The organism is Actomonas aquatica (assembly GCF_019679435.2).
GTDB classification, from domain to species: domain Bacteria; phylum Verrucomicrobiota; class Verrucomicrobiia; order Opitutales; family Opitutaceae; genus Actomonas; species Actomonas aquatica.
The window spans coordinates 2,830,734-2,850,503 of sequence record NZ_CP139781.1 but is presented as its reverse complement, the minus strand read 5'-3'; the positions used below and the strand labels follow the sequence as shown (position 1 = coordinate 2,850,503).

17 protein-coding genes are annotated in these 19,770 nt (G+C 64.2%); 12 read left to right on the top strand and 5 right to left on the bottom strand.

Going from position 1 to position 19,770, the window contains the following annotated elements:
- The first annotated feature begins 85 nt into the window (after positions 1 to 85).
- The 11 genes from K1X11_RS11250 (at position 86) to K1X11_RS11200 (ending at position 11,684) form a co-directional block, all read left to right on the top strand.
- Entirely contained in the window at positions 86 to 2,242 is a 2,157-nt protein-coding gene (locus K1X11_RS11250) for an efflux RND transporter periplasmic adaptor subunit (protein ID WP_221032090.1), read from the top strand.
- Positions 2,232 to 4,214 carry a preprotein translocase subunit SecA gene (locus tag K1X11_RS11245; protein ID WP_221032091.1) on the top strand — a complete coding sequence of 661 codons (1,983 nt, stop codon included), beginning with the start codon at positions 2,232 to 2,234 and terminating at the stop codon, positions 4,212 to 4,214. Before K1X11_RS11250 ends, K1X11_RS11245 begins: the two co-directional genes overlap by 11 nt.
- An 82-nt stretch (positions 4,215 to 4,296) precedes the next feature.
- Entirely contained in the window at positions 4,297 to 4,512 is a 216-nt protein-coding gene (locus tag K1X11_RS11240; RefSeq protein WP_221032092.1) for a hypothetical protein, read from the top strand.
- A gap of 16 nt (positions 4,513 to 4,528) precedes the next feature.
- Positions 4,529 to 5,698 (top strand): SPFH domain-containing protein, encoded by a 1,170-nt coding sequence (locus K1X11_RS11235; RefSeq protein ID WP_221032093.1) that lies wholly within the window; start codon positions 4,529 to 4,531, stop codon positions 5,696 to 5,698.
- A 197-nt stretch (positions 5,699 to 5,895) separates the two neighbouring features.
- Complete coding sequence (locus K1X11_RS11230) at positions 5,896 to 6,447, top strand: DinB family protein (protein WP_221032094.1); 552 nt, start codon at positions 5,896 to 5,898, stop codon at positions 6,445 to 6,447.
- A gap of 155 nt (positions 6,448 to 6,602) precedes the next feature.
- Positions 6,603 to 9,002, top strand: a complete 2,400-nt coding sequence (locus K1X11_RS11225; protein WP_324726163.1) for a mechanosensitive ion channel domain-containing protein — start codon at positions 6,603 to 6,605, stop codon at positions 9,000 to 9,002.
- A complete protein-coding gene (locus tag K1X11_RS11220) occupies positions 8,995 to 9,966 on the top strand; it encodes a paraquat-inducible protein A (protein WP_221032096.1) in 972 nt (323 codons plus the stop codon). Before K1X11_RS11225 ends, K1X11_RS11220 begins: the two co-directional genes overlap by 8 nt.
- A gap of 188 nt (positions 9,967 to 10,154) precedes the next feature.
- Complete coding sequence (locus tag K1X11_RS11215) at positions 10,155 to 10,367, top strand: DUF3185 family protein (RefSeq protein ID WP_221032097.1); 213 nt, start codon at positions 10,155 to 10,157, stop codon at positions 10,365 to 10,367.
- 93 nt (positions 10,368 to 10,460) lie between these two features.
- On the top strand, positions 10,461 to 10,802 hold the full coding sequence (locus K1X11_RS11210; RefSeq protein WP_221032098.1) for an ElaB/YgaM/YqjD family protein: 342 nt from the start codon (positions 10,461 to 10,463) through the stop codon (positions 10,800 to 10,802).
- Positions 10,803 to 10,940: 138 nt separating this feature from the next.
- Positions 10,941 to 11,393: a phage holin family protein gene (locus K1X11_RS11205; RefSeq protein WP_221032099.1), complete on the top strand. Its 453-nt coding sequence runs from the start codon at positions 10,941 to 10,943 to the stop codon at positions 11,391 to 11,393.
- An 84-nt stretch (positions 11,394 to 11,477) separates the two neighbouring features.
- On the top strand, positions 11,478 to 11,684 hold the full coding sequence (locus tag K1X11_RS11200) for a hypothetical protein (protein ID WP_221032100.1): 207 nt from the start codon (positions 11,478 to 11,480) through the stop codon (positions 11,682 to 11,684).
- A gap of 158 nt (positions 11,685 to 11,842) precedes the next feature.
- On the opposite strand, the gene K1X11_RS11195 is transcribed toward K1X11_RS11200, so the two are convergent.
- The 3 genes from K1X11_RS11195 to K1X11_RS11185 form a co-directional block, all read right to left on the bottom strand.
- Entirely contained in the window at positions 11,843 to 14,122 is a 2,280-nt protein-coding gene (locus tag K1X11_RS11195; protein ID WP_221032101.1) for a glucosidase family protein, read from the bottom strand.
- A 229-nt stretch (positions 14,123 to 14,351) separates the two neighbouring features.
- Positions 14,352 to 14,855 carry an apolipoprotein A1/A4/E family protein gene (locus K1X11_RS11190; protein WP_221032102.1) on the bottom strand — a complete coding sequence of 168 codons (504 nt, stop codon included), beginning with the start codon at positions 14,853 to 14,855 and terminating at the stop codon, positions 14,352 to 14,354.
- Positions 14,856 to 14,943: 88 nt separating this feature from the next.
- Positions 14,944 to 15,120, bottom strand: a complete 177-nt coding sequence (locus tag K1X11_RS11185) for a DUF1328 domain-containing protein (RefSeq protein ID WP_221032103.1) — start codon at positions 15,118 to 15,120, stop codon at positions 14,944 to 14,946.
- A gap of 260 nt (positions 15,121 to 15,380) precedes the next feature.
- On the opposite strand from K1X11_RS11185, the gene K1X11_RS11180 reads away from it, so the two are divergent.
- Positions 15,381 to 16,364 carry a transposase gene (locus K1X11_RS11180; protein WP_221032104.1) on the top strand — a complete coding sequence of 328 codons (984 nt, stop codon included), beginning with the start codon at positions 15,381 to 15,383 and terminating at the stop codon, positions 16,362 to 16,364.
- Between the two features lie 58 nt (positions 16,365 to 16,422).
- Here the strand turns inward: K1X11_RS11180 and K1X11_RS11175 are convergent, their stop codons facing one another.
- Together K1X11_RS11175 and K1X11_RS11170 are read right to left on the bottom strand one after the other, a co-directional pair.
- Positions 16,423 to 17,538, bottom strand: coding sequence for a hybrid sensor histidine kinase/response regulator (locus K1X11_RS11175; protein ID WP_221032105.1), 1,116 nt, complete (start codon positions 17,536 to 17,538; stop codon positions 16,423 to 16,425).
- A gap of 49 nt (positions 17,539 to 17,587) precedes the next feature.
- The gene (locus tag K1X11_RS11170; protein ID WP_221032106.1) at positions 17,588 to 19,762 is read right to left on the bottom strand and encodes an ATP-binding protein; all 2,175 of its coding nucleotides are present in this window, start codon (positions 19,760 to 19,762) and stop codon (positions 17,588 to 17,590) included.
- Positions 19,763 to 19,770: the final 8 nt, after the last annotated feature.

The following is a 19,770-nucleotide window of genomic DNA, read 5'->3' as shown; positions in this document are numbered from 1 at the left end:
AAAAAATCACAAAGAATGCATCTGGGTTATTGTGCTTTTTCGTGCCTTTTTGTGGCCCAGAATCCTTGGCCTAGGAGGTCTTGTAATGGCTAGCGCGGCTGGGTTGTTGAGTGATCGGTGGCACCTCGTGGCGGGGTTGCGGGTGGCGCTGCGGCCGGACTGTGTGGTGCGGCGGCAGACCTTTCGCGGGCAGGCCTGGATGGTGGTGTCGGATCCGTTTTCCAATCGCCACTACCGTGTGCGCCCGGCGGCGTGGCGCTTTCTCGCACGGTTGGAGCGGGCGCGGTCGGTCGATGCCGTGTGGCAGGAGGTCCTGGCCCACGATCCCGAGGCGGCGCCGGGGCAACGCGAAGTGATCGATGTGCTCACGCAGTTGCACGGCGCGAATCTGTTGGTCGCCGATGTCGCACCCGAGACGTGGTCGATGGTCGAACGGCGGCAGCGCGAACGGCGGCGCATGGCGCGGCAGCAGTGGATGAACTTTCTGTTTCTGCGCATCCCGCTCTTCGATCCCGATGCGTTGTTGGAGAAGCTACGGTCGGTGGGGCGTGTTCTGATCAGTCCGGTGGGCGCGATCCTGTGGCTGGTGGTGGTGGGCTTGGGCACCAAGGCGGTGGTGGACAACTGGGCGCTGTTTCGGGAGCACACGCAGGGCGTGTTGGCGCCGGGTAACCTCGCCTGGCTCTACGTGGTGTGGGCGCTGGTGAAGATCATCCACGAGTTTGGCCACGGCATGGTGACCAAACGCTACGGCGGCGAGGTGCGTTCCTGCGGCATCATGTTGCTCGTCTTCACGCCGGTGCCCTTTGTCGACACGAGTGCGGCGTGGGCGTTTCGGCAGCGGTGGCAACGCTTGTTGGTGGGCGGCGGCGGCATGTTGTTTGAGCTCTTCATTGCGGCCATCGCGGCGCTGGTTTGGGCCCGGGCGGGCGGCGAAGGCACCTTGGGCCACTTGGCCTACAACATTGTCTTCCTGGCGTCGGTCTCGACGATCCTCTTCAACGCCAATCCGCTGCTGCGCTTCGACGGTTATTACATGTTGGCCGACGCGGTCGGCGTGCCGAACCTGCAGCGGCAGGCGCTGTTGCAGTGGCGGCGGTGGTTTGAGCGCAAAGGGCTCGGCCTCGATGGACCCGCCCCGGTGGCGCGATCGCGCGGCGGAGCGGCGGCCTTGGGCACGTTCGGAGCCGCGTGCGCGGGCTACCGTGTGTTTGTGCTCCTGGTGATCTGTGGCTTCATCGCGGGGCAGTTGTTTGGAGTGGGCTTTGTCATCGCGATCGCCGGGTTGGTGGTCTGGTTGGGCGGCCCGCTGTGGAAGTTTTTCCAATACCTCGTTACCTCCCCATCGACGGAGCGGCAACGCAAGCGAGCCACCGGTTGGGCGGTTGCGCTGCCGGTGGTGGTGGTCGGGTTCCTCGCGGCCGTGCCGATGCCGCACGCGGTGCGGGCTCCCGGCGTGGTGAGCGCCGAGCAGGTCAGTGACGTGTTTGCCGGGGTGGAGGGAGAAATTAAATCTGTGGTCGTGGCCAGCGGCGAACGGGTGATGACGGGGCAGGTATTGCTGCAACTGGCGAACCCAGAGCTGCTCGATCTGCAACGCGAACTCGCCGCGGTGCGGCAGGAAGTGGAGGCACGGCGCGCGCTGGCGTGGTCGCAGGCTCCGGCGGTGCTGGCGCCACTCGACGAGCGACTGCAGGCGATTCGGAAACAGGAGGTGGAGATCGCCGCGCAACTGGAGGCCTTGACCGTGCGGGCGCCGCAGGACGGCCTGTGGTCGGCCCCGCAACTGGTGTGGCGGGTGGGAGCACGGGTGCCGCGGGGCACGATGCTGGGGCGCATCCGGTCGGCGGATACATTGGTTTTTGATGCGGTGGTGGCGCAGCGGGATGTGGATCGCCTGACCCGGAGCACGACCCAGTCCACTGAGGTGCGGCTTTGGGGGAACGCTGCGGAGGCGCTGCCCACCGCACCGGGAACGCTGCGGCCGGCAGAGAGTCGACGTCTGCCGTCGGCGGCGCTGGGCTGGCGGGCCGGTGGCGTGGTGCCAACGGACCCCGAAGACGCGGAAGGCCTGCGGGCGGCCGAACCCTTTTTCCGGCTGCGCGTGGCGTTGCCCGATGACACGGCGCCGGCGCTTTTCATGCGCACCGGGGTCGTGCGCGTGGGCCTGGATTGGCAACCCTGGGGCGTGCAAGGGTGGCGACGGTTGCGCCAGTTTGTGCAGGAGCGTTATGGCCGCTGAAATCGAACTCCCGCGACTGCGGCGCCCGCGGCCCGTGCCGCGGGGACTGGAGGCCGGCCTGGAGGACGTCGCCGGAAAATGGATACGATGGCGCGCGCGGCGGGTTGATCTGGCTGGGGAAGCGACGCGGGTGCGGGAGGCGACTTTGCAATGGGAGGGCGAGCGCAACGCCGCGCTCGACAACGGGCTGCGGCAGGTTCGGGCAAACTGGGCGCATCGCCGCCAACGCACGGCGAAGGTGCGCGGAGACGCCTTGGCGGCCATCGGCGCGGTGGCGGTGCGGGAGCTCGGACTGGTGCCGCATCGCGAACAGCTGATGGGGGTGCTGGGGCTGCAGCGCGGTTGGCTGGTCGAAATGGCCACGGGCGAGGGCAAGACGCTCACACTGGCCATGGCGGCGGTGTTGGCGGCGTGGACCGGGCAGGCCGTGCAGGTGCTCACCGCCAATGATTATCTGGCGGCGCGGGATGCGCGGGCGCTGGCGCGGTTTTATGCGCGTTGCGGGGTGACGGTGGCGGCAGTGACCGGGGAGGATCGTCCGGCGACCCGGCGGGAGCGCTACCGCGCGCAGGTGGTTTACACGACCAGCCGGGAACTGGTGGGCGATTTCCTGCGTGACCGTTTGCGCCTGGGGCGGCGGGTGACGGCGGAAGCGTGGCGACCGTGGGTGCGGCGGCGGGGCGGGGCGAATCCTGTTGTCGTGCTGCCGCGGATACAGACGGTGTTGGTGGATGAAGCGGACCAAGTGCTGGTGGACGAGGCGGTGACACCGCTTATCATCAGCGCGCAGCGCGAGAATGATTATTTGGCGGACTTGTGTGCAGAAGCTCTGCGGGAAGCTCGGGGGCTGGAGTCAGGGCGGGACTTCGTCGTGGATGTGGGGCGGCGCGAAGCCAAGGTGGATCGCCGCGTAACGGTGACGGCGGCCGCCGGGGGCACGCACGCGCTGTTGCGGGTGCCGCGCTGGCGGGAGGAGTGGCTGGGCAAGGCTCTGGTCGCGTTGCACGCTTACGAAGCCGGCAAGCATTACGTGGTGGCGGAAAACAAGATCGTATTGGTCGACGAATCCACCGGACGCACCATGCCGGACCGCAGCTTGGGTGAAGGCATGCACGCGCTTTTGGAAGCCAAGGAGGGCGTCCCGGTGAGTGCGCCGACTGAAACGATGGCGAGTTTAAGTTTTCAGCGTTTCTTTCGGCAGGTGCCGCGCTTGGCGGGAGTGACGGGCACGGCGACAGATGCGGCGGCGGAGTTTTGGCATCTTTACCGACTGCCGGTGGTGGCGATTCCACCGCACCGGGCGGTGCAACGGCGCGTGTTGCGGTTGCGCGGCTTTCGCGACGAAGCGGGCAAGTGGGCGCATGTGTTGGCGCGGGTGCAGGCCTGTCGGGCCACGGGCCAGGCGGTGTTGATCGGCACGCGCACGGTGGCGGCGAGTGAGGCGTTGGCAGCGGAGCTGCGGTCGGCCGGCGTGACCTTCACGCTGCTCAATGCGGTGCGCAGTGCGCATGAAGCGGAGATCATCGCGGCGGCGGGACAACGCGGACAGATCACCATCGCGACTAACATGGCGGGGCGGGGCACGGACATTGTGCCGCGGGACGAGGTGCTGGAGGCGGGGGGCTTGCGCGTGATCGCCACGGAGCGACACGGCTCGAGTCGAGTCGACCGGCAGTTATTTGGCCGTTGCGCGCGACAAGGGCAGCCAGGGGAAGTGGAGCCGTTGGCGAGTTGGGCGGATGAGATCCTGCGCCACTTTATGCCGGGGTGGTGGCGGCGATGGGGCGCGCTTTATGGCGGGACCGGCTGGTTGTTGCGGGGGAGCCTGGCCATCGCGCAATGGCGGGCAGGACGGCGCGATGCGCGGCGTCGTTTGGCAGTGCTGCGGCACGATCAGTGGTTGGATGAGAATTTAAGTCTGGGCGCGGCGGATCCGCGACCGCAGCGAGTCCGGCAAGCCAGCATGGTGTAGGGCGTTACAGATCCGGTTGATGTTTCGAATGCGGGTGCATTCCTCTGGCCGTGCGTAGGTCCGCCTGCTTAGGGTCGGTGCCATGTCGCGACCCGAACCCGTGATCGAACTCGAACCCCGCACGCCGTTCTCCTGGCGGGTGGTGATGGCGTTTGTGGTTGGCTGGTTGGTCGTGCTCGGTGCCGCCGTGTTGATGAAAAGCGCCATGGTGCGCCTGCTCCTGCCGCTCATCGCGACCCTCTTCGTAATCTATATCGGCGTCTGCACGCTCATCTTTCTGAAGAACCGCAAACGCTAAGCTCCCGCTTCCTGCTATGAAACAAACCCTGTCACTCATCGCCACCGGCGTCATCGTCGTGGTCCTCATCCTCGCCAGCATCTTCATCGTCGATATCGAGACGGTGGAGGGTAATCAACTTGGCGTGAAAGAGACATGGTCGGGCGGTGTATTGCCCGATCCCCTACAGCCGAAAACCTACGTGCTGTTCCCCGGCTTCACCCAAAAGGTCTTCAAATATGACATGTCCTCGCAGGTCTTCGTCATGAACGACCAGTCCAACGACACCTACGGTGCTGGCCGTCGCCGCGATAGCTACCTCGTGCAGTCCTCGGAAGGTCAGGACATGCGCATCTCGCTCAACATCCGCTGGCGCCGTGATCCGTCCTTTGTGGTCGAGCTGCACAAAACCGTGCGTGAAAACGTGGAGGAGAAGATCCTGCGCCCCGAGCTCATGCGCGTGGTGAAGGACCAGGCGACCACCCGGTCGGCGCTCGACGCCTATTCCGGTGAGGGCCTCGTCTCGCTGCAGAGCGACATCTCCGCCGCGCTCATGGCGCCCGACGCCGAGCTGCGCAAGCGCGGTGTGATCGTGGAGAACTTTGTCATCGAGCACATCGGTCTCGATCCGTCCTACGTTGAACAGATCAAAGCCCGCCAGGTCGCCGTGCAGTCCCGCCTGCGCGCCATCGAAGAGACCAAGGCCGCCGAAGCCAAAGCCGAACAGGCCAAGGCCGAAGCGCAGGCCGCTTACGAACGGGCGGTGGTGGATGCCCGCCGCGACAAGGAAGTTGGCGTGTTGTCTGCGCAGAAGATGGCCGAGCAGCAGGTGCTCGACGCCGAAGCCGCCGCCAAGCGCGTGGAACTCGCCGCCGAGGCCGACAAGAACCGCAACGTGCTCGCTGCCCAAGGTGAACAGGAAGCCGCGCTACTCCGCGCCCAGGCCATCAAGGCCCTCGGTGAGGCCGAAGCCGAAGCTACTCGTCTGAAGCTGAGCGCTTACTCGGCCGAGGGTTCGGAAGCCTTCGTGCGCATCGAGGTGGCGAAGTCGATGAGTGACGCGTTCAAGAACATCGATGGTTACCTGCCGCAGGACATGACGGTGAACCTGCTCAGCGATTCCTTCCTGCGCGCCGTGAAGTCGGTCGTGGGGGGCGAGGCTGCCGCCGCCGATCAAGTGCCCATGCGCGCTCTCCCGAATCGCTAAACGCCGCGGGCGCGGACGCGACCATTTGAGTCGAGCCACCGCCCCGCGCGGTGGCTTTTTTGTGTCCGTTGTGGAGGTGATGTGAAACCGGTTCTCGCCATGGTTTTGCGATGGGGGCGTTGACGCTTGCTGCCATGGAGGTTTCCTTCCCCACACCCCAACGCTGGTTACCCTTACACTCCCAACCTAAGATTGCTGTGAAAACCTTTACCAAACAACTCGTCGCGGCCGCCGTAGCTCTGAGTGCGCCGTTCGCCGCTTTCGCGGATCACCATGAAAGCGCGAATCCCGCTTTGCCGCTTACCAATCAGATTATCGTCGGCAGCCTGTCGGCCGCGGCCGATAAGATGAACCAGTTGGCCAACGCCATCCCGGAGGACAAATACGACTGGTCGCCGGCGGAGGGCGTGGCATCCGTCCGCGGCGTGCTCACCCATGTTTCCGGGGCCAACTACTTCATCGGCAGCATGCTCGGCGCGAAGATCCCGGAAGGCGTCGACCCGCGTAAGATCGGCGAGGGCGCGAGCAAAGCCGAACTCATTGCGGCTTACGCAGCGTCGGTGGAATTTGCCAAACACGCCATCGCCGGGGCTTCGGCGGAGGCGATGGCCGAGGAGATCGAGTTCTTCGGGATGAAAGCGCCGCGGGCGCAGCTGGCGCTGATCATCGCCGACCATGGCCACGAGCATTTGGGTCAGATGATTGCCTACGCGCGCTCCAACGCGGTGGTGCCGCCCTGGAGTCGCTAAGGTCGACGAACCCAATCGCTTTGCCCAAACCGCCCGTTTCGCCGGGCGGTTTTTTTGTGCCTGCAACTCGCCAGAGGGCGACCGGCGAGAACCGTTCGTCGGATTGACGGTCCGTGTCGGCGATGGCCTGTCCGCCTTCCAGCTCACGCCTTCGGTTGATCTTCCGGTCCCTGCTTCCCCTCTGCTTGGGGTGGGGAGTGGTTGGCGTGTGGGCGCAGTCCAACGCCTTGGTCGAAGAGGTGATGGGGCCCGCGGCCAGCGCCGCGGCCGATGAATCGTCCGCGGATGGCTCAGGCCAAGCCGACGGTAAAAATGCGGACGGAGAAGAGGAGCAACCCACGCTGCAGGCGGAGACCATTGAGCGGAAGCGGGCGGCGGCACGGGCGAATCTGCAGGAGCGGCGAGATGCGCTCGAGTCTGCTGACATCGAGGCGGGCAGTGGGGAGGCGAAGACGCTGGCGGAGGAAATTCGCCTGCTGGAGGAGCTGGAGCGGATCTACGGGGATCAATTGCGCGCAGTGGGCGAGCGGGAAGACCTGCAGGCGGAGCAAGCGGAGCTCCAGCGACAGCGGGAAGACGAGGGGGAATTGGGCGACGGCATCGCGGTGCGTCCGACCTTTGCAGCCCTCGAGTCCCTCTATGACCAACGCGACGAGTTGGAGCGCACGCGGCGCTGGTTGGAACGTGATTTCGAAAACGCCGAAGATGGCCGGGAGGCGGCGCAGGATGCGTTTGATGAAGCGGAAAAACAACGCCGCCTTAAAGAGGAGGAGGCGGAGGACAATCCGGGCGAGCATCTGGCCGGGCAGCATCTCGCTCGTCTGCAAAGCACGGTCGCGGAGCAGACCTTGCGCTTGCGCGATTTTGAATTGGCGACGCTGCAGTTGCAGGAGGATTTGATTGGTCCGCGGCTCGAATTGGTTCAACCGCGAATCGAGTGGGTTGTATCGCACCTGGTGCGAGACAGTGCCGGGCAGGCGGCGCGTCAACGCGACCGGGCCGCGCGCGAAGAGCGCTTGCGCGAGGCCCACACGGATGCGCGTGAGACGGCTGCTCGAGCGTCGAGCACCTTGGCGCGTCTGGAGTCGGAGGTGGACAGCGGTGATGCCGCGGTGGAGGAGAATGGCGAGTTGGAGGCGTGGCGGCAAACGCGTCGTTTGGAGAGTGGTCGCCTGGCTTTGCTCGGTCGGCAGTTGGCGCGACTGGAAACCATGGCGGCGGTCGAAGCGCAGCGACTCGACGTTCTTTTTGGCGAGATGGACGAGGACACTGCGGAACAGCTGGCGGAGCGAAACGACGCTGAGCTGGAGAGGCTGCGCAACGCGCGTCGTCAGCATTTGTTTGAACTCATCCGCACCCGCCGCGTGGTGGAGCGGGGAGCTGGGGCGGAGAGTGAGGCGCGTCAACGTAGCTTGGCGGCCGCGAAAGCTTGGGTCGAAGTAGGCGAGATCGAGCACTCCGAGCTGCAGGACCTCATCGCGGTGCGCGAGCGTCTGCAGGAGGAATTGGGTCGTCTGGGCGTGACGGTGTGGCCGACCTGGGAGGATGCCTGGCCGTCGATCAAACGCACTGTATCCACAATCTGGATGTGGGAGCTGTTCACAGTCGATGATCAGCCGTTCCGCGTGCGCACCCTGCTGGCGGTCGGCCTGCTCGTCATGCTGGGCGCGCTGACGGCGCGACGGATCAGTTCGTTGGCCAGTGACGTGGCGGTGAGTCGTTTTAAGTGGAGTCGGGGGCGCGCGGCGGCGTGGCGCACGCTGCTCTACTACGGTTTCCTGTGTTTCATCGTGCTGAGCATTTTCAGCCTCTTTCACCTTTCGCTCACCCAGTTTTCGGTGGTGAGCGGTGCGCTGGCGGTGGGGCTGGGTTTTGGCTCCCAGAACCTGCTCAATAACTTCATCAGCGGTATCATCCTGCTGGTCGAACGCCCGATCACGGAGGGAGCGTTGATCGAGTTCGACGACGAGCAGTATTGGGTGGAGCGCATCGGCATGCGCAGCACGGTGGTGCGCTCTTTCGACAACACGCACATCGTGGTGCCGAACTCACGATTGATTGAACAGTCGGTCACCAATTGGACGCTGTCCGATGATGTGGTGCGCCAGAAGGTGGCGGTGGGCGTGGCCTACGGGACCGACACACGCAAGGTGGAGAAGCTCCTGCACAAGGTATTGGACGACCTCGATGTGGTGCTGGATGACCCGGAGCCGATCGTGCTGTTTGATGCGTTCGGCGACAACTCGCTCAACTTTCTGGCGATCCTGCACACGCGCTTGGACGACCGACTGAAGGCGCTCAACGAAGTGCGCCACACGATCGCCGAGGCGTTTGCCGCGGAAGGCATCGTGATCGCCTTCCCGCAGCGTGACCTGCATTTCGACTCCGATGCGCCGTTGCAGATCGAGCTGACCCGCCGCTCGCGGCAGGCGGTGGACCCGCAGGCGTCGAAGGAGGGCGATGGCGACCGCGATGATGACGAGGCGGCGGAACCGGAGGAGGCGAAGTCGGCCATGCAGGCGCCGCGCAAGAATGAGGAGGGCGGCGATGGCTAAGGGGGAGGAACTCGACCGCGGTCTGCGTTGGAGCGTCGCGGTGGTGTTGCTGGTGTCGTTTCTGTGCAACCTGGCGGTGCTCTTCGTGCCGTTCATGGACCTGCGCCGGGGCGTGATGACGGAGCCGTATTCGCTTTTCCGTTCGGTGCAGATGTTTTGGAGCAGCGGGCTCTACGTGCTCGCGATTCTGGTGGTCGCGTTCTCGGTCGTGTTTCCCTTTGCCAAACTGGCCGTGCTGGCGGCGGTAACGCTGGCGGGTAAGCCGGATGCGCGTCTGCGGGAGTGGCTGCACTGGGCGGAGCGTCTGGCCAAGTGGTCGATGCTGGATGTATTTTTGGTGTGCCTGATTCTGGTGCTGACTTCCGACCAAGTGTTTGTGGGGGCGACGCCGCTCATGGGTATTCCGCTCTTCATTACGGCGATACTTTTGAGCATGGCGGCGGGGGAGGTTTTGTCGGCCGCGTTGCGACCCAGCCGAGGCGAGAATGATCGTCCGCCGATTCCGCCGCGCGGGTCGTGGCTGTTGTGCTCCGGCTTCGCCTTGGGCGCCACGCTGAGCCTGCCGTTTCTGGGGGTGGCGGACTGGCGACTGGTGGATCGGGATTACAGCATCGTTGGTCTTGTGCCGGTATTGTGGACCGAAGGGGCCTGGCTGGCGGCGGTGCTCGCCGGACTGTTTTTGGTCGGCACTCCGGTGGCGGCCTGGATGTTGAGTTTTGCGTCGTGGTGGCGGTTGCGCGGAGGTGACGACAACGACGAGCTCAACGTGTGGGCGGCCGGGCTCCGGCGTTGGAGCATGTTGGAAGTGTTTGGCTTGGCCCTCGCAGTTTTCGCACTGGAGGGCGATCACCTGATGAAGACCGAGATGCGTTGGGGAGCGCTGCTGTTGGCGGTGACCATGCTCCTGCAACGCAGTTTTGATTTCGCGCTCACGCGTCGGCGCCTTGTCGACGACGAGGACTGAGCTGCTGGCGGAAATGGTGCGTGCGTAATGCACGATCGCACGGCTGGAGGGTCATGCAAAATACCCGAATCTGTTTTTGGGGAATTAGTTGTAAATTACATAAAGCACAGGAAGCGAGTGGGAAACGGGATTGGGGGTATAGGCTGGCATGGGCGAAGCACTAGGAAGGGCGTTAACCAAATCTCGTCATGAACAAACTCTTCCCGCTCCTCATTCTCATTGTCGGCCTGATCCTGGTCTACTTCGGCTTGGAGGCCTCCGACTCAATCGGCTCCGCGGTCTCGGAGGTCGTCAATGACGCGCCCTCCAACAAGAGCATCGCCCTCACCACGCTTGGCGCCATCGCCGCGGTGGGCGGAGGCATCGGCCTCCTGCGATCCGGCGGTCGCACCAACGCCTGACCATTCAGACACCGCTTTACCGCCCTTGCCCCGGGCGTTCCCCGCTACGGGACAGGGGTTAAGCTCAACCCAAGTATCCAAACCACAAATACCATGAAAGCTAAGAAACCTGATATCGAATCCGCCACCAACGAACTGCGTTCCCTCATGCGTGAAGCCGAAGTGCTGCTCGCCGAAAAGGGCGGCGAGGCCGACGAAAAGGCCAGCCACCTCACCGACCGTCTCAACGAATTGATTTCCGTCGGCCGCGACCGCGCCGAGAAGGTCACCCAGAAGGCGCGTGAGGCCACGCTCAAGGCCAAGGAAAGCGCGCAGGAACAGCTCACGCAGTGCGACGACTACGTGCGCACCCATCCTTATCATGCCGTCGGTATCGCAGCCGGCATCGGCGCGCTGATCGGTGTGCTCGCCAGCTCTTCCCGCAAAGCCGCCTGAGCGCGGCGCTCACGATCGTGAACTTCGTCCAGCTTCACGAACTAGTTAGTAGTAGTTGATGTTGCGCGAGCCGCACCCCGCACGGGTGCGGTTTCGCGTGCGTCAGGCGGGTGAGGGAAACCCCAGCCAACAAACGTCATGGAAACCAACCACACCTCGATCCCGGAAGAAAACGAACGCACGATGGGCCGGGCGTTGCGCAACCGTTGGGATTTGGCGGCGGTGGAAGCGACCGAAGCCCGGCAAGAAGCCCGCACGGCGGTGTTTGCGGCGCTGCTGTTTGGCGCTATGGTGCAAACCGCGATGGGGGCCTTGCTCCTGGTTCTGGTGGCGTCGACTTGGGACACCGAATGGCGCGTGATCGCGCCGGCCATTGCCGGTGGGGTGGTCATCCTTTTCGCAATCGGACTCGGCTGGCGTGTGTGGAATACTCTGGCGAATTGGGAACCGTTTGCCGAAACGCGGCGGCAGATCCTGCAGGATCTGGACGCGTTGAAGGATGAGATGAGCCAGTTTCGTGGCTCGCGGAGCGCGGGGCCGTCCCCTGCATCCGATGCGACTCAGGCCTCGATGGAAAGCGCCGATCTCTAGCGCTGCCGGACGTCGTCCCGCTACGCCATTCACTTTACCAAACGAAAGACTACCTCGATGAAAGCGCTCCCTGAATCCGCCCCGATGACTTTAGCCGAAAAGAAGCGTTGGCTCGTGCTAGAATGCACCTGCGATCGCATGCATTGGAAGGTGAAGCGCATGCGGGCGCGGCGTCGCACCCGCTCCTCCAACCTGTTGCATTGGGTGCATCAGATCGACCACTGGGTGGGGCCGTTCCTGCCGCGCTGGTGGCGCGTCGGTTTCAGCGCCTTCCGCTCGGTGATGCGCTGAAAACGGCGCGGTGAGGCAGGGGGGCAGGCGCGGCACGGGCGACACGCCGGTGGCTACAACTTGCGGGAGAGGTCGCCTCTCGGTTGTAGTGGCGGCTTCAGCTGCCGAGCGGTGGCGTGCGTCAGCTCGTGCGCGTTGCGCAATGCGCCCAGACTTGTTCAGGCGCGCTCCAGCGCGACGGGGTTTTGTTCCTTGGCGAGCGCGAAGGTTTGGAAGCAGGGGATCGTGACCTCCATGCGCGGCGCTTCACCGTGCCAATCGCCGGTCACCTTCACGCGCCAGGTGCTGCCCGATTCGCTGCGCTGCAGACTCACCGTGACCGGTCCCCATTTGGTGGCGGTCGGACCGTAGTGCAGTTCGTTGGTTTCGCGTTGGTCGAACCAAGCTGCCGGCAGGCCGGCGCCGATGACGAGGTGGTCGCGTTCCTCGCGCACGAAGAGTGCGCGCATCATGAGCATCCACTCCGCGGCGGCCCAGGCGTGTTGTCCATCGCCCATGCAGCCCCCGCCGGTGTGCGGGTGAATCGCTTCCGGCCATTGGCCGGTGGGCGAGGCGGCGTCGGCCACGGCCTGCACCAAGCGCAGGTAACGCGGGTCATCGTGCCGGAGTAGGGTCTGGGCAAGGTCGAGCGTGAGGTAGGCGTTCACGCCGGAGTGGATCATGTCCTGAAAAAAGCCGTCGCGGTGAAGGCAATGCTCGCTGAGCCAATCGGCCGTGCGGGTAAAGTGTTCCGGCCCGAGCTCGTCGAGCTGCAGCGGGTAATCGCCCACCATGGTGCCGATGGCGCCGGAATCCATGCGGCGATAGGGGGAGGCGGGCACACCGTGGCGGGTAACATCGGCGGGGATTTTGGCAAAGCTGCGTTGGAGCGCGTGAGCGAGATTGTCAGCTTCGTTGGTCCAGGTCTGGGCAGCTTGAGTCTCGCCGCGGCGGGTCGCCATCTGGGCAGCGGCGCGGAGGCCGGCAAGGGCCCAAAGGTCGTCCCAGTAATAATAATCGTTGGGGCCGAGGTGCTCGGCACTGAAGCCCGGCGGCAGCAGGCCGTCGTGGGGTTTGCCGTCGGCATGGAGTCGCTTGAGGCGGAACCAGTCGGCGCCGCGGGCGAGGTCGCGCCAGAGTTTTTGCGGGAGCAGGTGGCCGCCGGCTTGTTCGACGCGGTCGGCAATCCAGAGCACCTGACCGTTGGCGTCCCATTCACCTTCCTGGGAGTGAAAGTAGCCGTCGCTCTTTTGGCGCTCGGGGAAGGTTTCGAGCAAGGCACGGGCGCGGTCGATTTCGTTGGCCGCGAGCAGGGCGTTGAGGATGAGGCAGGCATCGCGGAACCAGAATCGGCGATAGGTGTAGGGACCCGGGTAGATGTCGTGCGGCGACAGCAGGTGCAGGGTGTGCAGCGCGGCGTCGTGCAGAAAGTTCCAGTGCGTATCGGGAGATTTGATACGGGGGGCGGCGGCGAGGGCTTCGCTCCAGGTCAGCTCGGGCGTGGTGGGCTGGCGTTTGAGTTCGGTCTCCGGCAGCGGCATGCGCGCCTCGATGGAAATCGGTGTGCCGGCTTGCACCGGGAAGAGGGCGGCCCCGGTGGCGAGGCCGGCAGGGCAGGAGACGGTCGGGGGCGTGCGCTCGGGGATGCCCTCGTGATGGGCGATGCCGGCGATGTCGCCGCGTTCGTAGTTGGAGGTGACCCAACGGGGCGGTTGCGACCATTGGAGGGCTTCGGTGCCGTTCACGTGCAGCGTGTCTTCAACCAGTTTAAGTTCGTCGATAAAGCTCACGCCCTCCGGATTGGCCGGGCGAATGGCGCAAGCGAGGTAACCGTCGTGCGCGGCGGTGAGGGCGGCGTCGAGCACGAGCTCGGGCACGCGGGAATTGAGCGCGGACGGGCGCACGCGGGCGCGGGTCACGAGTTGGGTGCCGGTGGCGTCGGCGGTGGTGGTGCGCACCTCGAGTTCCGGCTCAAGGTGCAACTGTTGGTCGGCTTCGCGACAGCGTGAGGGGAAGAGCGCGGGGACGTCTTCATCGTGGGCGCGGGGGAGGAACCACCAGTCAATGGACCAGCCATCGAGCAAGGGGGTGACGAGGCCGCGGGGATCGACGATCGGGTAGGCGTCCATGCCCGGGAGCCCGAGCGCGGTCCAGTTGCGGTGAGTCAGATTGACGTGGGTGAAGGAAAAAGCCCGGGGCAGAAAAGCGGGGTCGGTGGGGTCGAACTGCCGGCTGGCCCAGTAGGGCCAAACCCAGTCGAGGTTGTTTTGGAGGACCTTGGTGTTGACGAGGCCGCGGGCGTGAAAGGCAACGCCGGCGCGGATCAGCTCAATGGGTTCCTGGACCTCCGATGGTTGGGAGAACTGGCGCAGGCGGGCCAGCACCGTGACCGGGTCGAGGAAGCCGCGACGGCGGGCAATGCGGCTGATCAGGAAGCGCCAAGGGAGCCAGGAAGTCATGTGAGCGAAAAGTGGGTTGAGTGAGTCGATTGCGGGCTAATGCACGGATTGGTCTGCCGGTTAGCCCACCGTGCGGTGGTGTTTAAGATCGGGGCGGTGCGGGGGCGAAAGCGGGCAAAACGGAGCCGGGTCGACTCGATGGAGTCGCCCGGCTGCGGGAAAAAGGAGCACAGAGCCCGACCGGCTAGGGGACGGGCTCTGTGATCGTGGTGGAGCGGGCGTAAATCGATTAGCTCTGGAGGTCGTCGACGAGGTCCTCATAGGCCTCGGACACGTTCTCCCACGCGGAAGCCACGCGGTCCTTGGCTTCGTCCCAGGTGTCGGCGGTGGCGTCGCCCAAGTCGTCGAGCGAATCGGCGAGTTCGGAACGGGCCTCGCGGAGGTTATCCATACCGTCGTCCCATTCGTCGGCCATCTCGTCGGAGATGTCCTCGGACTTGGCGGCGAGAGCATCGGTCTTCTCGTCGATGGACTCGGCCATGTTGTGCATGCCTTCCTCGAAGGCGTTGCGTTCGTCGAAGGTGGCGTCGGCGAGGTCATTCCACGCTTCCTTGGTTTCGGACCAAGCTTCGGCGGAGACGTCCTTGGTGTCTTCCCACGCTTCTGAGGTGGCGGCCTTGGCGTCTGCGACGGCGTCTTCCATGTTGGCTTCCTGCTTTTCGGAGCAGGCGGTGAAGAGCAGGGCGGCGGAACTCAGGGTGAGCAGAGTGGTGATGCGTTTGGCTTTATTCATGGTGATGTAGGGGGATGAGTTTACGGAAAAGGTGGGAAATGGGAGTGGGGCTGGTCAGCCAGCCCCGGGAAGAGAGCGGTGATCGGGTTTACGAGACCGGCGGCTTGCCTCGCACCGCACCGGCGATGGCGGAAACGATGAGGAGGACGAGGAAGACGAAGAAGAGGATCTTCGCGATGCCGGCGGCGGCGCCGGCGACACCCGTGAAGCCGAGCAAGCCGGCGATGAGGGCGATGACGAGGAAGGTAAGAGACCAGGATAGCATGTTAATTTACTCCGTTTGATGGTTGGTGACTGAAGTGATGCCACCTCCAGTAACTTAGCCCATGCCAACCCCTCCGGTGTGTCTCGTAAGATGCTTAAAATCAGTGCCAAGCGGAATTATGAGAATTTTCTCCTCCAGGCCAATGATGCACACTGCAATGGAGCCAAACCGCCCGATCTTGCGATCTGCAGCGTCCCCAAGCCAAAGGGGTCAATCCTATATCCTTGCGGTCAGATCGTGCTTTCGCCTCACTCATCGCCATGCCCAGACCCTTGCGTATCGATCAGGCCGGCGGCCTTTACCACGTCCTCAACCGCGGCAACTACAAGGAATGGATCTTCGAGACCGAAGGCGCCAAGGAAGCCTTCGAGCGCACGCTCTTCGAGGCCTGCGAACGAGCCGGCTGGGTGTTGCACGCCTACTGCATCATGAGCAACCACTACCACCTGGCGCTGGAAACGCCGGATGGAAATCTGAGCGAAGGCATGCGGTGGCTGCAGAGTGTGTTTGCGGCTCGGTTCAACCGCTTTCGGAAAGAGTCGGGTCACCTGTTTCAGGGGCGCTTCAAGAGCTTGGCGGTGGAAGACGAGGACCACCTGAGTTGGCTGTGTCACTACATTCATCTGAATCCGCTCCGGGCGGGATTGTGCACTGCGGCACGGCTGGCGGAATACCGGTGGTCCAGTCTGTGGTATCTCGATCAGCCGCGCAATCGACCTGCCGCGCTGCGTGTGGATGTCGCGTTGCGCGGGGCGGGTAACCTGCGGGATCGGCCGGCGGACCGTCGCTCCTATCTCGACTACCTGCGTTGGTTGCAGACCGACGAACCGGCGCGCAAAGACATGCTCTTTGAGAAGATGAGCAAAGGCTGGGTAATCGGCGGGGCGGAGTTTCGGCAGCAGGTGGCGGGGCAGGCGGAGTCCCGGCGAGCGATCGCCGAGCTCAGCTATCAGGAGGCCAAGGAAGCGCGGGCCGAGGTGTGGGAAGCCACGCTGGTGAAGTGCATGCGCGTGTTGCGAAAGAAGGAGACGCAGATCGCGACCACACCCAAGGCCGCCGATTGGAAAGTTGGCATCGCGGCCCTGCTCAAGCAACGCAAGATGGCGCCCAACGGATGGCTGGCGCGACGGCTGGGCATGGGCCACGAGAGTGGCGTAAGTCGCTACGTGGTGGAGGCGCTGCGGGGCGATCGCGAAGAGGCGCTGGCGACCTACCAACGCCTCGATGCCAAGGTGAAGGACTGAGCCGACGAGGCGGGATCGCGTGCGAGGGGACGCGATTCAAGAATATAAGATTGACCCCTTAGGCTTGGGGGAGGTCGAACCAGAAGGTGGCGCCGCCGTTGGGGGTGTCTTCACAGTCGATGCGGCCGGCCATTTTGGTGACCATGTCCTTGGCGATGCTGAGGCCGAGACCGGTGCTGGATTCGCCGGCCGTGGGCACGGCGCTGAGGCGCTGGTAAGGTTTGAAGAGATTCTCCCGGTCCTCCTGCGAACAGCCGGGGCCCTGGTCGATCACTTTGACGCGCACCATGCCGGGGTGCGTGGCGCCGCCGAGTTCCACGCGCACCTTTTTACCCGGGGGGGAAAACTTGATCGCGTTGGAAACGAGGTTGTCGAGGACCTGAGCCAGGGCATGGAAGTCGGCCATGACGCGGACCTCCGTTTCGCCGGGCCAGTTCATGTCGAGGTCGATGTCCTTGGCGTGGGCACTCGGGCGGTTCTGCTTCACCACCGTGTTGATCGTGTCGCGCAGGTCGAGAGGGCTGAGGTTCAGTTTCGAGATCGCCGCTTCGCGGGCGTTGCGGGAGAGGCGCTCCTCGATGAGGGAGAGTAACTCCTCACAGGACTCCACGATGATGTCGGCCAACTCCTTGCGCGGATCGCCCTCGAGACCCTTCAGCAGGGTGCGGCCAGCAATGCGCACGGAGGACAGGGGGTTCTTCAAGTCGTGCGCGACCGCGGCCATGAGGTCGTTCTTTTCCGCGATGATTTGGCGACGGAGGTCGCGGGCCTGTTTGAGGTCGACGTGGGTGGCGACGCGCGCGAGCAGCTCGGGGGCGTGAAAGGGTTTGGTGACGTAGTCGACGCCACCTTCGTTGAGACCCTTCACGGCCAGCTCGGAGTCGTGGGCGGCGGTGACAAAAATGATGGGGATATCCTGGGTGGCCGGGTCGGCCTGCAGGCGCCGGCACACCTCGATGCCGTCGATGCCGGGCATCATCACATCCAGCAGGATGAGATCGGGTTTGCGGGCCTGCACGCGTTCGAGGGCGGCTTCGCCGGAGGTGGCGAACATGACCTCGTAGCGTTGTTGGGTGAGCAGTTCGCCGACGATCTGCAGGTTGCGTTCGACGTCGTCGACCACCAACACGATGCCATCACGGCCACTGGCGTTGAGGAAGGGAGCACGAGTCATGGTATTCTGAATACGAATGGATATGCGGGGAAAGGAGAGGAGCGGAAACTCAGTGGGACTCGCCCATCAAACTGGCGACGCCACTGACGAGCTGTGGAAAACTACGCAGGGTGTTTTCGACCGCAGAGATCTGGAAGCGTTCAACCTGTTCGGAGAGTTTTTTGCCGTAGTCGACCACGGTCGCACACTTGGCGGCTTCGCCACGCTCGATCAGGTCCTGCGCAAAGGCGGCGGTCTCGCGAGTGGTCGCTGTCTGGCTCAGCGCCGGCCATTCCTCGGCTTCAAGACGGCGCAGTTCGGTGAGCAAAGCCGGCCATTCCGGGCCGATCTCCGGCGGCGGGGCGGGCGGGGCATCGCTGGCATCGTCGTCGGCCGCTTCGTCGATGGCGGACTGCTCGTGGCGCGGCAGCAAACGGGCAACCTCGCGAAACAGGGTGGCGCGGGAGAAGGGTTTGCGGATGTAACCGTTGAACTGTTCCCGCAGTTTGAGCTCCTCGGCCATCATGGAGGAAGCCGTGACGCTGACGATCGGGACGGCGGCGAAATCGGGCATGCCGCGGAGTTTTTCGAAAGCTTCGCGGCCATCCATATCGGGCATACGAATGTCGAGGAGGATGAGGTCGGGATGGTGCTTTTGCGCCTGGGCGAGGACTTCGTGGCCGTTGCGGGCAAAGACCAGACGGTGGTGGGTGTCTTCGAAGATGCCCTCGATCAGCTCGAGGTTGAGCGGCACATCGTCGGCCACCAGAATGACGCTGGGGCGCAGGTGGTTAAAATTAGTCTGCGCGTCTTCCGTCGGGTTGGGGTCGACGGTGGCGGAGGAGATTTCCACGTGGGGGAAGCCGAAGCGGAAAGTGGTGCCTTCGCCGGGCACACTTTCCAGTTCCACCTGGCCGTTGAGCAGGTCGGTGAGGCGTTTGGTGATGCTGAGGCCCAGGCCGGTGCCGCCGTGGCCTTTGGCGGGGCCGTCCTCCACCTGGCGGAAGGGTTCAAAAACGCGGGTCTGATGTTCCGGGGCGATGCCGATGCCGGTATCGGTCACGGTGATGAGCAGGGTGACACGGGTCTCGTCGGTGCCGCTCAGGCGGGTGCCGGCAGAGAGGGTTATGGAACCCTGGGGGGTGAACTTGAGGGCGTTGCCCACCACGTTGAACAGGATCTGGCGCAGGCGCGTCTGGTCAAAAATGAGGGCGGGCGGGAGCGAGGGATCGGCTTCGATTTTGAGCTCCAGGCCGCGGGCCTCGGCCTGGGGGGCGAAGACCTCGCGAATTTCGCGCAGTAATCGGATAATGGATACAGGCTGGTAGTGCAGCTCGAGTTTGCCGGCCTCGATTTTGGACAGGTCGAGGATGTCGTTGATGAGCGACAGCATGGCGCGCCCGCTGGAATTGATGGCGTCAATGTATTGGCGCTGCTTGGGGGTGGAGGCGATGCCGGAGAGCAGTTCGGCGAAGCCGAGCACGGAGTTCATCGGGGTGCGGATCTCGTGGCTCATGTTGGCGAGGAACTCGCTCTTTTCGCGGTCGGCGTTCTCGGCCTTTTCCTTGGCGCGCAGCAGGTGGGCCTCGCGGTTGAGGGAGGTGAGAGCGCGGCCCATGATGAAGAAAGCCTGGAGCCCAAGCAGGAGGGCGAGACCGCCGGAGATGGCGATGGTCCAGGCGGCAAAGCGGACTTCACTGTCCATGGCGGCCTCGCGCTGTTCGAGCAGGGTTTCTTCCTCGGCAATCATTTCCCCGTGCAAGCGGCGGACTTCGGCCATGAGGCGCAGTTCGGATTCGTCGCCGATTTCCTGGCGCAGCCGTGCCAAGGTGGCGTTGCGGTTTACCATGGCGGTATTACGCAGCTCGGTCAGGCGGGCGTAGATGTTTTCGCGCAGTTCGGCGGCGCGTTCGCGCTGGCTTTCATTGTCGACGATGAGCGCCTCCAATTCGTCGAGCGTTTCGGTCAGTTCGCTGGCGTATTCTTCGGCCGCATCTTCGTAGCCCGTGCTGCCCGTGATGAGGAAACCGCGTTGTTCACTCTCAGCGTTGCGCAGCAACGCGACGGTTTCATGGATGTGCGAAATGACGTCGTGGGTATGCGCGACCGCCGCCATGCGGATTTTGGTGGAATAGCCGGTGTAGAGGCCGACGGTGAGGGCGACGATGAGCAGCCCGCTGGCGGCGTAGAGAAAGCCCCGGTGCCATGTCGCGAGATTGGTGGTGAGCTTCTGTAACGCTGTCATGCGCGGTA